The 14598-nt window shown below is 54.7% G+C and carries 10 protein-coding genes and 2 pseudogenes; 2 read left to right on the top strand and 10 right to left on the bottom strand.

Annotated features, from left to right (window positions below):
* Nucleotides 1–125: 125 nt before the first annotated feature.
* From BM348_RS18775 to BM348_RS18735, 9 genes are all read right to left on the bottom strand, one after another.
* Nucleotides 126–3203 carry a type IV secretory system conjugative DNA transfer family protein gene (locus BM348_RS18775; RefSeq protein WP_092907391.1) on the bottom strand — a complete coding sequence of 1026 codons (3078 nt, stop codon included), beginning with the start codon at nt 3201–3203 and terminating at the stop codon, nt 126–128.
* Nucleotides 3193–4380, bottom strand: coding sequence for a hypothetical protein (locus BM348_RS18770; protein WP_092907389.1), 1188 nt, complete (start codon nt 4378–4380; stop codon nt 3193–3195). Before BM348_RS18770 ends, BM348_RS18775 begins: the two co-directional genes overlap by 11 nt.
* A 4-nt stretch (nt 4381–4384) precedes the next feature.
* The gene (locus BM348_RS18765) at nt 4385–7723 is read right to left on the bottom strand and encodes a conjugal transfer protein (protein ID WP_092907387.1); all 3339 of its coding nucleotides are present in this window, start codon (nt 7721–7723) and stop codon (nt 4385–4387) included.
* Between the two features lie 5 nt (nt 7724–7728).
* Entirely contained in the window at nt 7729–8937 is a 1209-nt protein-coding gene (locus BM348_RS18760; RefSeq protein ID WP_092907385.1) for a hypothetical protein, read from the bottom strand.
* Entirely contained in the window at nt 8938–9609 is a 672-nt protein-coding gene (locus BM348_RS18755; protein ID WP_092907383.1) for a hypothetical protein, read from the bottom strand.
* A gap of 175 nt (nt 9610–9784) precedes the next feature.
* Complete coding sequence (locus tag BM348_RS18750) at nt 9785–11548, bottom strand: hypothetical protein (protein ID WP_092907381.1); 1764 nt, start codon at nt 11546–11548, stop codon at nt 9785–9787.
* A gap of 41 nt (nt 11549–11589) precedes the next feature.
* Nucleotides 11590–12057: a pilin gene (locus tag BM348_RS18745; RefSeq protein ID WP_245779541.1), complete on the bottom strand. Its 468-nt coding sequence runs from the start codon at nt 12055–12057 to the stop codon at nt 11590–11592.
* Between the two features lie 512 nt (nt 12058–12569).
* A complete protein-coding gene (locus tag BM348_RS18740; protein WP_092907379.1) occupies nt 12570–12752 on the bottom strand; it encodes a hypothetical protein in 183 nt (60 codons plus the stop codon).
* A 106-nt stretch (nt 12753–12858) separates the two neighbouring features.
* Nucleotides 12859–13332: a GNAT family N-acetyltransferase gene (locus BM348_RS18735; protein WP_092907377.1), complete on the bottom strand. Its 474-nt coding sequence runs from the start codon at nt 13330–13332 to the stop codon at nt 12859–12861.
* A gap of 142 nt (nt 13333–13474) precedes the next feature.
* Here BM348_RS18735 and BM348_RS22495 point away from each other — a divergent pair.
* Nucleotides 13475–13840: pseudogene (locus tag BM348_RS22495) on the top strand (hypothetical protein); the annotation flags it as partial.
* Nucleotides 13818–13928, top strand: a pseudogene (locus BM348_RS20845) (IS5/IS1182 family transposase); the annotation flags it as partial. The pseudogenes BM348_RS22495 and BM348_RS20845, both read left to right, overlap by 23 nt.
* A 27-nt stretch (nt 13929–13955) precedes the next feature.
* Here the strand turns inward: BM348_RS20845 and BM348_RS18725 are convergent.
* The gene (locus tag BM348_RS18725) at nt 13956–14339 is read right to left on the bottom strand and encodes a type II toxin-antitoxin system VapC family toxin (protein WP_092907375.1); all 384 of its coding nucleotides are present in this window, start codon (nt 14337–14339) and stop codon (nt 13956–13958) included.
* Nucleotides 14340–14598 lie beyond the last annotated feature (259 nt).

The raw sequence follows: 14598 nt of genomic DNA, 5'->3' as shown, positions 1-14598 counted from the left end.
TTTGGGAATACCCTGGACACCAAAATCCAAATACCGAGAAGAGCGCCTCAAGACCGAGTTTATGGGTATACCCTGGTTTGGGAATACCCTGGACAGAACCCAATCTGGAACCGTATACTCACCCATCATTGTTCTGATTGTTGCACCCCCTCAAGGAGACGGGTTCCTGTCTCAGTCAGTGCAATTCCAGTATGAACAGTGATACGTTCTCCATCCTTCCGTCGTCGATCACTACCAATCTCGAGATGGTCGCTCAATTTCCGTCCAAACCAGACGTCGTTCGTGTAGTCAAGGTCATGCTGTTTCGCCCACGCTACATAGGCCTGGTAGAGATCCTTCTTCGAGACTGACCCATCGGTATCGGCAACGAGGAATTGTTCAACGAAGACATCAACACCATCACCACTAGGATTCAGTTCGGGAGCCTCATCTACTGGCTGCTGCTCTTGAGGAGTTGCCAACGGGGTATCCGTCTCGTCACCGAGTAGAGGGTCGTGATCTGCGTTCGGGAGCGCCTCACGATTCTCTGCCAGTGGAACCGTATCACCGTCGACATAGAGCTGTGGCATTGCGTCTTTGGGCTGGATTACTATGGCATAGCTATCTCGCCCATATTCTGGGTTCGGCAAATCAGTCTCAGGAACAAAGGGGCGCTTGATTGGCGTCCAGTCTGCCTCGAACGCGTCCTTTGTCTCGTAGACCGTTGTTTCCCCCTGTTCATAGACAGTATACTGATCAGTCTCACGGTCGAAGCTGTAATAGGCTGGTATACTATCTTTCGAGAGAGCAGTCGAAGATGGCGTACGAATGAACTCTGTTTCACCATCCGAGAGAACGCGTTCATCTCCCTCACGTTTCCAGACCGTTCGTGTTGACTCATCAGTCGATGGTCGCACAGCCGTCACACCACCGAGGGCGGTGGCTCCATCACCAAACGTGACGAGTTCATCCATATTGTAGAGTTGCTCAGTGCCATCAGCCAGCTCTCGAACTGGTGCCTCAAGCATACTCTCGAGCCGACGCGCTGAGTGAGCGAGACTCTCTTCCCCCGGTCGCACAACGAAGAGTGGGGTCCGGTCATCCTCTTGCGCTCGTTTGAGGTTCTGCAGAACTTTCGCTGGCCTATTCGGCGTCGTTGTTTCGGCTTCGAGAGCAAACTCACCATCGTAGTCAGGATGGGTGGCCGTCCCATCGGGTTGTTCGCTCCCATCTTGTTCGAGGATCTCGACAGAGAAGCCACACTTCGTCAAGGTGGCCTCGAGATCGAACAGGAGAGAATCATGTTCCGAGCCACCTGCAGAGCGCACATCTCCAGTTTCGGGTGCCGCAACATCTTCACCCTCGTCAGTCAACCGAGCGACGACCGTATCATCGTGTGCACTGAGATCGACATCGATCAGGGGCGACTCCCGACGCACATCAGGGAATTCCTCGAGTGGAGTCTCTGTAGTGAGGCCTTCAGCGGTATCACCGTCCTCACCCTCCAAGCGCTCGATCACTTCTGCGTCGATGTCAGTCACGGGAACCCAGCCGTTCTGCTCGCGAACGTCCTCCCGCAATTGGACAGTTCGAATCGCTTCCGCCATCACCCGGTCGACAGTAAGCGCAGCGGGACTTGCCGCCTCATTGTACTCGCGGTAGATGAGATTGCGAAGGATCTCGTTATCCGTCAGCGGGTCAGTCCCATACCGCTTGAGACTCTGTTCAATGATCTGATCGACAGTATCTGTCCCCCGGAGGGGCGGATACGGCGGAAACGTCCGGATCAACACGGGTTCAGAGTAGCGTCCACCTGAGAGCGGAATCCGCGTCCAGACTTTGAACTGGTCGGTCGTGATGAGGTCTTCTGCCGTATAATCACGGAACCGTTTCATCAACAACTCAGCATCGTCGCTGTCGTTGACTGAGAACGTGAGGAGGTTATCGCAGTTGTTCTGCATCGCTTTCAGCGTGTCCTCCTCGAACTGAGAGGGATACTGCGAGGCCAAGGTCACCGACAACCGCATCGATCGGGCTCGAGCAAGCATCGACTCGATATCGAGATTATCGCTCGCGATATCGTCGAACTCGTCACAGAGAACGAAGTAGGGATCCGGCTCGGTATCAAGTTCGTACGAACGACGCTGAATAGCACTCCAGAGATTCCGCATCACACCCAGTGTGACCATCTTCTTGATATCCGTATTCTCAACCGGCGTTCGAACGATCACGATCCGGTCGTTGTCGATGATATCGCGGAAGTTGATCGTACTCTCGCGATGGGCGATGATCCGGCGAATCACTGAGTTCTCGACCCAGGATTTGATCCGCTTCAAGAGAGGGCGAACCGTCTCCTCTTCCATCTCCGCAATCTCGAGACAGAACTCACGGATATAGGGATCCTCGACATCGAGTGCGAAATCTTCGCGTCGGTCAGCGTTGAGGAGAATGAAGTACATATCGATGATGGAGAATGGTTTCTCGGACTTCATCATCGCTCGAGCCATCGACTCGGTAATCGCCTCCATGTTGATCCCCCAGTAGTCGGACGTATCGAAGACCGCTTTCAGGTTCTCGACCCGGTTTTCGATCTCGTTCTCGAGTTCTTCGGTCGTCTCACACTCGGGGACTTCGAGAAAATTCATCCCGACCGTGTTGTCGTGGGTGGTCGATCCAGGCTCGATCCAGACCACGTCCTCGAGACGGTGTTTGGGGAGCATCCGGAGGAGTTCACGAGAGTCTTGGCCTTTTGGATCGAAGTACGTGAAGCCATATCCCGAATACGCCCACTGCACCATCATATTCAACAGTTGGGTGGTTTTCCCGTAGCCGGTCGTCCCTGCAATCCAGTTGTGCCGAAACAGCGAGTCAAACCGAAGCGGGGCCTCACGAAAGCCAGTCTGGGGATCTTCCGTGTAGCCAACCCAGAGTGGGGCAGGTGCGTTGTACATCTCGGCTTCGAACATCTCTCGAACGTACGGGCCTGCAACCGTGCCTTCGTTGGCTGTGTCCGTGAGGATCGGTTTGCCACCGACGCGAGTTGTGTCCTGGTCAGCGATCTGGTATTGCTCACCAGCGGCTGATTGCTTGGCAGACGACAACCGAGTGCTCTTCGTGTTCTCTGTCTGGTCGTCACCGGATGCTTCATCGCCTGATGGGGACTCACTACTTTGGGCGTCACTCGAGTCCTCTCCACCGTGTCCGAAGAACCGATCAAATACCATCGAATCCCTCCGGCTCTCGAGAAGAGCCATCAAAGGTAACTGCTGTCTGATCTGGAGCTTCTGATGTCTGCTCCTCAATCGGCGGATCATCAGTTGTATATTGAGACCCATCCGATGGAAGCCGGTCACCCCGCTGAGTGTAACGCCAGTCGATCTTCGGTGTCTCAATCTCCGCGTTGGGGATATGCGCGACGCCGGCGAGTTCGTCGACGGTCATGATCATACGGCGATCGATCCATTCGCGATCGCGCATTCGATAGAGGAATCGTCGAAGTCGTTCAGCTCGCTTTCGCTCTTTGCGATGCCAGACCGGGTTATCGTCGAGTCCCTGTTCCGTAATCGCGTTATAGTACTTCCTGAACATCCCTGCGACACCGCGGGCTCGAGCTTCAGCTTCGTCCTTCTCTGAGGATGCGGCGAGAACGCGAATATTCACGTGGAACGCCTGCTGGCCGCGTTGCTGTTCGATCGTTTTCGCAGCCTGCTTGTCCTTCTCGCTTGCCGGTCGGGTCCGAGGGTTGAGCCATCCCACAGAGGTCCCTTGCCGGAGTGCGTGCGCGAGTTCGTCGACGCTGTTGTGCTTGAACCGATCACCCTCGGTCCACGACTGTTTCGCCGGTCGAAAAACAACCTGCGTGACGACTGTACTGTTGTCGAGCGAGAGCATCTCGCTGGTGATTTCGCCGTACGGATCCGTCTCGAAGCCTTCGCTGTTGTGATGGCGGATCGGGTAGTACGGGATTTTCTCCATCTCGAGCCAGGCGCCGGCGACGTACTCGTTAGAATCGATAACCGGGAATGCGTGGCCCTCCTCAACTCGGAATATTTCGCTATTCGCGTAGTTGTTCCCGACGCGACGGCGGAATTTGTCGGCTGCTGCCTCGGTAGCAGCGTGCATGTAGAATTTGATCTTCCCTTGGTCGAACCAGACTTCGAACGAGTGGTGATCACTCGTATTCTTCCCGCGGAAGTTCGTCGTCACGTCGTGGACTGATTGGAGGACACCTGCCCCATCCACGACACCATCGTTCTCTTTGTAGGGACGAATCCGCAGGAGTGTGCCTGGTGTGTCCGATTGGTGTTGAACGAACGATTCCTGCTCTCCAAACTCGAGTTGTGTCGACTCGTACTGGGGCGACGAACCGAGCACCTTCGTGAAACGATCGAGCGTAGTCATGGTCTTAGCTGTCATATTCAGGTTCGATTGTTCGCTGTTCAGTTCCACCGTCAGTCTGGATCGGCGCCTCTTCGGTGTCTGTATCCAATTCGAGAGCCTGTTCGACGACTGCATCGAGGACCTCCGCTTTCGTGAGATCCTCATCAAGAAGTTGACTCGCCGTCTCGGCGCTGATGTTGAGGCGGGTCGCAAGTGCGTTTTGCTGTGCTTCGTTCTCGACGAACTCCTCGAAGGCAAGCAACTCCGCAGGTTCGTCGCTTATCGCCTGCTCGAGGAAGGCCTGGTCCGCAGGTTCGTAGTCGATGACGCGTTTCTCGAAGTCGTCTGCAACCACGTGCAGGGGATACGTTCCGTGTTCTTCGACACGAACGAGTGCCTGACTATAGCCGAGGTCTTCCTTCCCGGCGTCGGCTCCTCTGACGTACTGGCGCTGTTCTCTGGTGAGTCCAATTTTGTCTGCCGTTGAGTCGTCGAGTTCGGGCAGTTTGTGGAAGACTTTGATCGGGCACATCCCGATGATCTTCTCGGCCTGCTCAGTTTCGTAGAACTCCTGAGCGGTCTGCGAGAGCAATACCATTCGAAGGCCAGCGTGGCGCTGGTGACGAAATGCCGTCTCGAGGAAATCGAGGTTGGCCTGATCGTCGAAGAGATAGTGGGCTTCATCGATCGCGAGTTCGACGTTCCGCTGTGTGTTTTTCGCCTGCTGGTAGATCGTCGACAACAGCAGTTGCATCAAGAACGTCTGGCGATCGATTCCTGAAGCACTGCCCTCGATCTGACCCAGATCAATATAGACGACCTTGTTGTCACCCTCGAGGATATCGATCTCCGAGTGGTGAGAGAGGTTTTCGTAGGAGCCACCCTCGCGGAAGGGCTGGAAGGCGATCGCGAGTTCGTCAGCGTACTGGGCAGCACGCTCGCGAGCGGATTCGGATTCTGCAATGTTGTGCTCATCCGGATTCTCAGCGATATCACAGAGGATTCGGTGGACGTCCTGCATCGTCGGTGAGTTCTTCGACGTGTGCGTCGAGACGTCGTCTTCGACGATGCCAGCCTGTCGATAGGCTTCGTCGATCACATACGAGAGCACGCCCGTCTCCGTCCCCAGGTCGATATCACGTGCCTCGAGGAAGTTCTCGAGCACGGCGGAGACCTCGTCTTTCTTCGCCGAGAGGGGCGAGGCTCCGTCATTCGAGTCGAGAACGTGTTGTGGTGTCTCGCGGATCTCGAGTGGGTTTAGTTTCGTATCGCCACCCACGGTGATCGTCTTCGCATTCAGCGCGTCGGCGATCCCGCGAAAACCCCCAACGGGGTCGATGAGCACGAGCATCGTATCGTTGCGCCGTTTCATCATCCGCAGATGGCGCAAGATCCCGCCGAACGTCTTTCCAGCCCCGGGCATCCCGACGACGAGTTCACTATGGCCCGTCTCGAGCTCCCAGGGATTGATTCGAATGGGAGAGCCGTTATGGCCGTGATAGCCGTATTCGATGCCGTCGTCCATCATCTGGTAGTTCGACGAGAAGGGGAACATCGCCCCAATAGCCTGGTTCGTCAGCGTTGACATTCGATCGCGACCGAGTTCGTTCCGTCCGAGCGGCGAGACGGTCGCGAGCCCTCGTTCTTGCCACCGACTCGCGACTTTGAGCGTACAGTTCGCTGGTGCGTCTTTGATGATCGAACGTAGTCGAGTCGTTTGATTCTCTAGTTCTTGCTGGCTCTCGGCAGCGAGGCGGATGAATACGCCGCCGCGATAGAACGAGGCTTTGTTCGCCCGAACGAGCGAGCGCATGTACTTCGCCTGATCGATGTCCTCTTGCAGGTCTTCGGCTCTCAGACTATTCGAGTCGTGCTGGTTAATCTTCAGATCCGAAATCCAGTCAGCCATCATGTCCTGCGCCGACTGGCTATCGAATGGGTTGAGGTGGATGCTGATATCCGTCTGCAAGTCAGTCTCGAGGAGTAATCGCTCGAGGAGTCCATCCGATGGTTCTTCGGGGAACTGTTCGATCCAGAAGGTGCGGACGAACGTTTCGTCGTTGATCACGGCGTAGGTCGTCTCCCAGTCGACCGTCGACGGCGCGATAACCGACTGGTGCATCGTCGACGTGTCCGGAAGACGGTCTTCTTCGGACACTGATGAGGTATTATCTCCCTCCACAGTTTCATCTGAATCGAGCTCCTCGAGGGAGTACTCCCAGTCCTCAGCTTCTTCATTGCTTATGTCTGTCTTCCGTTGGGTCGCAGTCGAGTCGTCCATCGCACTGACGACATCCGCTGGATCTGGCGTAGCTGGCACACCGTCGCTGATTCCGTGAGAGACGACTGGGAACGTCCCGAGTGCGCTCGAGATATCGTCGTACTCCTCTGGCTGGCACGTCCAGTACTCCTTCGTGATCCGTGCAAGGTCGTATGCGTCGACGGGGCTAATCGAACACCGATAGAGCGACGAGCCACCACGCCGAAGCTGGGAGAGTCGCGACTCGAGTTTCTCTTCTTTGAGTTGGTCACGTTTGGATTCGCTCAGCCCATCAGACTGAAACCGACCGAACAATCGACCGAGAATGGGCATTTCAGCGAGGTACGCCAGAACACTATCTCCGGTTTCGTCGAACTGCTCGATGTCGGTGTCGGTCACTGACGTGATGAGATAATACTCTCGAACTGTGGTCGTTTCAGAGTCCACATCCCCGTTTTCGTTCGTGTTGGAAGCGACGTACTCCTCGAGAAGGCGTTTGAGAACTGGGCGTGACCGAACGTCGGCGTCGCCAAGCCGGTGCTGGTGTTCGCGAACGACGTCGTCTTGATCAACCTCGCGGCTAGTGATATAGACCTTTACGGGGAAGTCGACAGTCGAATTCACGAACTCCGAGAGTGATTGGACGGCTTTTGCCCAGGCATCGTCGTCCTCGAGGGCCATGTTCGCTGGTTCGACTTTCATCGCCCCAACGAGTGCGCCATCAGTTCGTTCGATCGCGTGTGGATAGACACGGTTGAGACGGGTTAGATATCGGACTTCGCTGTTATCCTCCCCACCGTGCGTGTACTCCTTGTTTTTGAGCGCCCAGCCAAATCGGGCGACGAGCCACTCAGTGAGCCAGAGGTAATCTGGCTTGACTTTGTGAAGTAAGAAGAGGAGGATCGTGAGCATGATCCCGAATCCAAGGATCGGGATCGTCAGGGCAGACGGAACGAACGTCGCTGCGATAACGGTGACGAACGCAACTGTGAGAAACAGCATGAGTTCGCCAATCGTGTAGCCCTGGAAGAATGCCGTGGTTCCACCCAGCGATTGATGGATTTTTCGTGCGTTGTACTCGCTGTCTGCTGTATTCGAACTCATACGAATCACCACCTCGAGACCTTTTCTTTCGTATTTCTGAGCCCTTGCTTGGCTTTGGTCGACGTTTTGCGGGTGACCTGTTTGGCGTCGTCTTTGGCTTTGTCGCGCATCCGGCCCGTATCCGATTTGCGGAGGTTGTTATACTGGCGTGCATGGGATTTCGTCGAGTTCGCTGATTTGCCGAGTTTGTACGCTTTCGAGTTCCCACCCCCGAGTTTCGTCTGCCCGTCTTTAGCCATCGGTCCGTACTTCCCGTTGGCGTAGCCCCGATGGACGTTTCGAGCGCCACGCACGGTCTTTCCAGATGCGGCTTTTGCTTTGCGAGCACCGGCAGCAGCCGACGATGGGTTCGCAGCGATGACACTGTTCTGGGCGATGGTACGGACTGCAGGACTACTCCAGTAGACGGTTAGGATCATCGCGATGATCGCTGCTGGGATCAGCATCAATCCAACAAATAGCGCGAACAGGCCGTCTGCCGTCGATTCGATCCCGCCAATCTCCCAGCCAAACCTGAAAATGATTGCAGGCGGAATTCCAGCAAGCACAATTCCAGGGTAGATCCCGGCAACACGACGGGCCATATTCGAAGCTGAATTAAACGGCCAGATTTCCATCGCCCAGAGAACACCCAGTAACGGCATCAGGGGAGTCAACACTAGAACTGCAATCCAGCGAAGAGCTACGACGAATCCTGCAACAACGAGGAAAATGTTTGAGATGGAGACCATCGCCAGAACCGTAAACATTCCTCCAAGCGAGGACTGGATAAGCTCACCAAGTCCTGCAGACATATCGTCTATCGGGGCGATCGTCGTTCCAATAGCGTCAACAAATTGGAGCGGAATCGAGACCAAGGGGAACCAGACGAACGTCCCAATAAACACGATTCCTAACCGTCTCAAGAGCTGTTTTCGTCGGTAGGGACTCATCGAGCCTGCCCGAAGCCCAACAAACGCAAACGCGATCACGATCAACATGATCGCTAAGGGCATGATGTACGCCAAGTAGACGTCTTGATAGAGATCATTCCATGGAGAATTATCCGGCGCTCCAACGACCATATACCCAGAATCAGATCGCGGTGAAGGAACGCCGACGATCGGCTCTAAAAGCGCTTCATAGATGCTGTTTACCAGTCCAAGAAGTGCATCAGAGAAGTCCCGGAGAATGTTCTCAATCCCGTCCTCAACTTGGTCCTGAAGCCATGGCATTCAGTTCTCACCTCCATCAGTGCTACTTTCAACAATGGCAAGTTCACATGACTGCTCACCACCGTACTCGATTTGCTGAGTATACGACGGATCGGGTCCAACCTGGGTGACAGCCGTCACTGTCATCGGTTCCGTGTCATATTCGCTACAGTCAAGCGACTGAATCGAGTTTTGAGTCCGGTACACTGGGCCTTCTGAATAGACAGTTGTCTCTCCGGGCGGCAAACGTACTTCGTGGTAGTACGATTGGGCGTCCTTCGATTGAAGGTGAGCCACTGGAGCGCCAGCCCACTCGAGTTCGGTGAGTAGGGAAGGAATCGTTCCCTTGTTTTCGATGATGATAGCCGCATGAGCATCCCAAGCAGAGGATCTCTTCTCCCAGTCCATATCCGGGTTCTCTGCCGCCCAGAATACGTCGGTGATTGTACACTCTGCATCGAGCGTGATCGTCGTCGAGTCGATCGGGTCGTCGCTCCCACGACTCTCGAGGGCAACGAGTTCGTACTCGCCAGTGGCGATATCGTCTTCATATCTGCCAAGGATCTCGAACGCGACCTCGGTGTCGCCCTCGAGACTATCTTGGTCGAATATCTCACCATCCGGGTCCCGGAGGGTGATGACCTCGGTCGTGCTCTCCTCAGTTACTTCGACCTCGAGGTTCTTGTCGTTCATTTCGACGTTCGCGAAGACATCGCTGTCTTCGGTGTCGAGTCCAGAGCCATCCTCCGAACTGTTGTTGGAGGGCTCTGAATCTGTGTTCGACGTACAGCCTGCGAGTCCGACAGTACTGAGCCCGATGGTCGCAAGGACTGATCGGCGGGCGATACGACTCTCGTGAGTAGGGGTGTTATCGGTCATTGTTGTCTGTGAGTCCAAGGAACGTGCCGCCAGACAGGTAGTCAAACCCGTAGACGGCCAGGGAAACTGGCAGGAACCACAAGAGCGTCACGAGCGCTAGTTGGACGAGCTGGGCGAACTTCGGATACTTCGGTGGAATCTTCGCTCTGTCTTCGGCCCCAGCGTACATCGTCTCCGCATCCCACCAATCTGCAGCAACGTACCTCCCATCAACGAGTAGCGATGGCCGCTCCTCGAGATGGAGTCGAGCCATGCCACTGGCGTTGAGGGGAGCCGACTGGTTGCCGACTTCGACGCGCCCAGTCGTCACTGGCTCGCCAGTTGCGTTTTCGGTGACTGTTGCTTCGACGACCGCCCCCGAGGAATTGGCCTCGAGCACGGTCAGTTCGAGATTCGTTTCGTGAACGGTGCCTTCGTCCTCGAGCGAGACTGTTTGTGACTGGCCACGAACGATTCCGTGGACATCCACTGTGTCGAACGAATCTGCTGAGAGTGAATCTGATCGAAGCGCGATAGACGTCGCGTTCACGTACTGATCGGCTGGGGTGACGTCAATCTCGTCATCGAGGGATGGACCCTCATGTTCACTTCCCCAGGCTGCTTCGATTTCGAGTGGTGGTGCGACAGTATCGGTCGCACCACCCGCCACCTCTGGTTCTGCCTGCATTGGGACCGCGTAGAGCTGTGCCGGACGAACAGTGGAATTCACTCGAGTTGCGCCTGATTCGGTTTGTGAGACCATTGTATGCCAGCCGTCTGCGCCTGCGGAATAGAAGCGCCAGTTCCCGCGAACCCGTGTCTCGTCGTCGATACCGATCCCCGACCAGACGGTGCCCGGGTGAACGACTGCACCGGTGCGGTTATCATCGGCTTCGAACGCCGTCTGATTTCCATCGGCGGTATCGACTCGGTTGACAGTAGTCTCGAGTGAGTCAGTTGCTGTGAGGTGTTCGGAGGGGTGGTTGATCTCCGTCTCCCACGAGCCCTCACAGGAGTCCGTGCTCTGATTATACTCGTCGCACGTCTGCTCTTTCTGGCGGAGTTGAGCGGAGATGTCTGCTTCAACTGTCAACGTGGGGGCTCCTGACAGACTGCTGTACTTGAGGGTCGACTGATGGCTCGTGTTCGAATCGACTGCTTGTCCGTCGATTTGGAGTGTGACACTCTCGAGTTCTGTCTCCTCGAGGGACCACTCGTCGCGTACTGGTCCAGTTTCACTGTCGTCCGGTACCTCAACTCGGTAATCGGAGATCGCGAGGACCTCGCCTTCTGGCGCGATATACGTGGTCGAGTTAGTACCCGATTGGAGGACCGTCGACGGATTAACTGTGAAGATGGTGGCGTGGGCGTCTTTGATGAAGCGTCCATCCTCGAGGGCTGCTGCTTCAGGGTGGACCGATGTCTCTTCATCACCAGCAGCATAGTCATCGAAGTCACCGCTATTCCAGCGTTCGACGTCCTCAATTGGCTCGTCGAACAGGTAGTCCGTAGACCTCGAGAGGCGCTGAGAGAACGCCGCCGGTGAGGACGCATTCTCTGTGAAATCGGCACTCGAGAGATTTTCCTGGTCAGTATCCTCCGACCAGAGTAGTTGAAACCGCGACTCGTTGACGCCGTAATCAGGCCCGTCCGCAGGGAGTGCGGTACTCAAGTTCGCAGCTGGTGAGCTGGCTGCTGCGGTGCCCATCAACCCAACGGCGAGGCTACTCGTAACGAGGAGGGCGACGACGATCACCGGGCGGAGTGTAGCCATCGACAGGGGTGAGGGGATGTCGGTTTCAATTGTGTAAAGTCTCAGAAGGGCCGCACACAACTGGAGAAGTCGAATCCCATCTGACTCCCAATGTTGTCGATGAGTTCGGGAGAGATGAGTGCGAGGACGATAATCCCGAACCCGAGCCCCGACATCACCAGCCGCTCTTTGGCGTTGTTCTTTTTCTCAGGGTTGCCACCCGCACGCATGTACGAGAGGCCTGCTCGACAGACATAGAAGCCTGTCGCGGGGAGCCCAAGACCAGCAATCGCACCGAAAACGATAGTGATCCCCGTTTCAACGCCAGTCCCACAATAGACGTCGCCGACATCTGACTGGGCTGTCGCCGAGCCAGTGACGACCAGTATAAAGACCAGCCAGACAGCAATCGAAAGTAGCTGTGGCGAGACGCGAATGAACTGCTGTCGAGTACGAGTCAGTACTGACGGTGACTCATCGGGGTGGTTAGCAGGGCAATCAGACGGACTGTCGGAGGGTTTGTTACTCATACTAGTAACTATCTGAAAACGGGTTGTTGCAGCGGCGCTCGGGGTTCCGGTGGCCAATATCGTGCGGGATCATCCACCTAGTCAGCGTTTCACGAGAATTTTCGAATGCATTGATGCTGGCCACCCACAGCAAACCCAACACGTCGGTGACTATAATTGAAGCAAGTTTGTTAACGGTATTTCGGGTCATTATTTCTATTTTAACTTTCAGTAGTGATGACTCATTATTTGGATCACATAATAGTTTCCATTGGAGATAGCTATAACACAGAAAAGCCCATTGCAGAGATTAGCAAACATAACAGCATAATTAATAATGCTGACACTCTCATTTAGTTCGTCCAACTACAATGCGGTGGTCACTGTCTGGGCGATTGCAGTCATTTCTGAACTCCTCACCCCTTTGGGGAGACAATAAACTCAGCGGAGAGCTTTGGAATACAACGTCAGAGTATCAGAAAACAGTTCTCACACTTCCCACCGCTATCTGACAAACGGCAAGTACAGGTGATCTATCTATCGACGAGCTGTAGGATGACGAAAATAACGAGAGTGAGCGGAAGAATATATATGAGGAGAAGAGCAATAAAACCGATGGCCATATTTACTGCGCCACCGCCACCAGAGCCTGTCTGTATGTAGATGAGGACAACAAACCAGAGAGTTGCTACCTGAATAATCCGAGTATCGTCCATAGCATATCATTAGCCGTTTTTATGTAATCATTTTCGATAAGTGCGCAGGTGTAGTGAACGGATAGTTCAGCCCGCACGGGATGAAAGGAACGCCGTGAGGCTCGTTCTATGACATCCTCTTTTCCATCACAAGAAACTCAAAGTCATAGTTTTCCTGCGAGACTGTTTCGACATCCTCATACCCACGTTGGCGATACATCTCCGGGAGATATGGGTGCGCTTTCGGAGTGATCAACCAAATCGTAGCGTACCCATGGTACTGAGCCTGTTCCTCTGCGTAGTCCAATAATTGTCTTCCGACACCCTCCCCTTTCCAATCTTCGTGTACGGCAAGTCGCCTGAGTTTCACACGGTCTGAATCTGTGTTTTCAAGACAGACACCGCCAATCACATCGTCGCCTTTTTTAGCAACGTAGACCGTACTTTTCCGGATCAAACCAGCTATCCTCTTCTTTGATACAGACTCTGCTTCGTTGTTGGGGAGTCCTAGCCGACGGTTTTCCTGATACGCACTTTGGTAGACTTCCGCAAGTTGCTCGGCAACAGCCGCTGTCGCTCGTTGAACGTTTGGTTCACTCATTTGTGGCGTCTATCTATGATGATACCGTTGCACCTTGTATCGACCGCTCTCTAATCCCACTGTACTGAACGATGTAAGGGCGAAAGTAGCACTTCTGGCGTCAAGTGGCTATTGGTCTGTACCGATAAAGACTACCTAGGTCATTTACCACAGTTGTCATAATCTCCTCGATAACGCTGAGGAACTGCCAGTGGATGCAACGCTGCTCACGCCACTGTCGCGCAAGCCCTTTCACCTAACAATTCTTCAGGAACATCGGATCCACATTGAGTACCGTGGTGACGACGGTACCATCCCGCTCCAGCGTGAGCAGTTTGAAACACTGTTTCGGCGTGTGCAAGACGGTCACAACGGCTTCGAGTTGGACCGACTGCCAACAGATGCCGAACCATACGCGACCGTACTGAGTCTGCATCCCCGGTTCGAACTTGATGACCGAGACGGCACGCTGGCAGAGACAGAGACGCCTGCACTGGTAACTAGCGTCCCGAGGCCGCGTCCACACACGAGCACAGGTGTTCCTTGTACTGTCTCTACGACTCGTCGTCGCAATCACCAACGACGAACACGGAGACAATCCAGGGAGCACGGTATGAGATGGGTTCTATGACACCTTCAAGTTGTTAAATGAGATCTTGCGGTCGCTTCGCACCGTGTTCTCGTAATTCACTGTCAAACGAGACGAGAGTTGCGTTGACAGAATTGGCTGCGGCAAGAATGAGAGCATCCATCGGATAAAGAAGCGTTTCGTCTTGGAGTTGATTTGCTTCGACCATATCCGAGGCATCCGGGAATGTGACGATCGTTCGGGATTTGATGCGCTGCTCGATCTGTTCAACTGGATCTCGTTCGATGGTCTTCTTCTTCGCAAGAACAGTCCGTAGCTCCATGAGATTTAAGACAGATGTGTAGTTGTCATCAAAATCGTTGAGAAGACGAACGGCTACCTCAGATCGGTCAGTGTCCTTGGTAACAGCGGCGACATTGACATCCTCCTCCGCGTAAATGCGGAGGAATCCCGAGCGGTGGGAGTTTCAGGTTCGCAATCCAATCACCGGACTACCACACCTTTCGGGCACAGGTAGTCCCACAGCATCGGAGTGGTGGACTGCTGACGGTGCCAAACCGCCGTTACCCCTATCCTCGACCGTGTACGGCGTCCACGTGTTGTTTTTGCCACGGGGACGCCGGCAGACGTCAGCAGAGCCGGGGGTATCGTGTTGCGTGCTTTGAGCAGTCAGCATAGACCCACTCTTCTGGAATGGG

The sequence above is a fragment of the Halostagnicola kamekurae genome (assembly GCF_900116205.1).
GTDB classification, from domain to species: Archaea; Halobacteriota; Halobacteria; order Halobacteriales; family Natrialbaceae; genus Halostagnicola; species Halostagnicola kamekurae.
This window is presented reverse-complemented; position numbering and strand designations above follow the sequence as displayed.

Excerpts from the sequence above, each read along its gene's own strand:
- BM348_RS18775 (WP_092907391.1), bottom strand. The coding sequence starts at position 3,203 with ATGGTATTTGATCGGTTCTTCGGACACGGTGGAGAGGACTCGAGTGAC.
- BM348_RS18770 (WP_092907389.1), bottom strand. The coding sequence starts at position 4,380 with ATGACTACGCTCGATCGTTTCACGAAGGTGCTCGGTTCGTCGCCCCAG.
- BM348_RS18765 (WP_092907387.1), bottom strand. The coding sequence starts at position 7,723 with ATGAGTTCGAATACAGCAGACAGCGAGTACAACGCACGAAAAATCCAT.
- BM348_RS18760 (WP_092907385.1), bottom strand. The coding sequence starts at position 8,937 with ATGCCATGGCTTCAGGACCAAGTTGAGGACGGGATTGAGAACATTCTC.
- BM348_RS18755 (WP_092907383.1), bottom strand. The coding sequence starts at position 9,609 with ATGAACGACAAGAACCTCGAGGTCGAAGTAACTGAGGAGAGCACGACC.
- BM348_RS18750 (WP_092907381.1), bottom strand. The coding sequence starts at position 11,548 with ATGGCTACACTCCGCCCGGTGATCGTCGTCGCCCTCCTCGTTACGAGT.
- BM348_RS18745 (WP_245779541.1), bottom strand. The coding sequence starts at position 12,057 with ATGAGTAACAAACCCTCCGACAGTCCGTCTGATTGCCCTGCTAACCAC.
- BM348_RS18740 (WP_092907379.1), bottom strand. The coding sequence starts at position 12,752 with ATGGACGATACTCGGATTATTCAGGTAGCAACTCTCTGGTTTGTTGTC.
- BM348_RS18735 (WP_092907377.1), bottom strand. The coding sequence starts at position 13,332 with ATGAGTGAACCAAACGTTCAACGAGCGACAGCGGCTGTTGCCGAGCAA.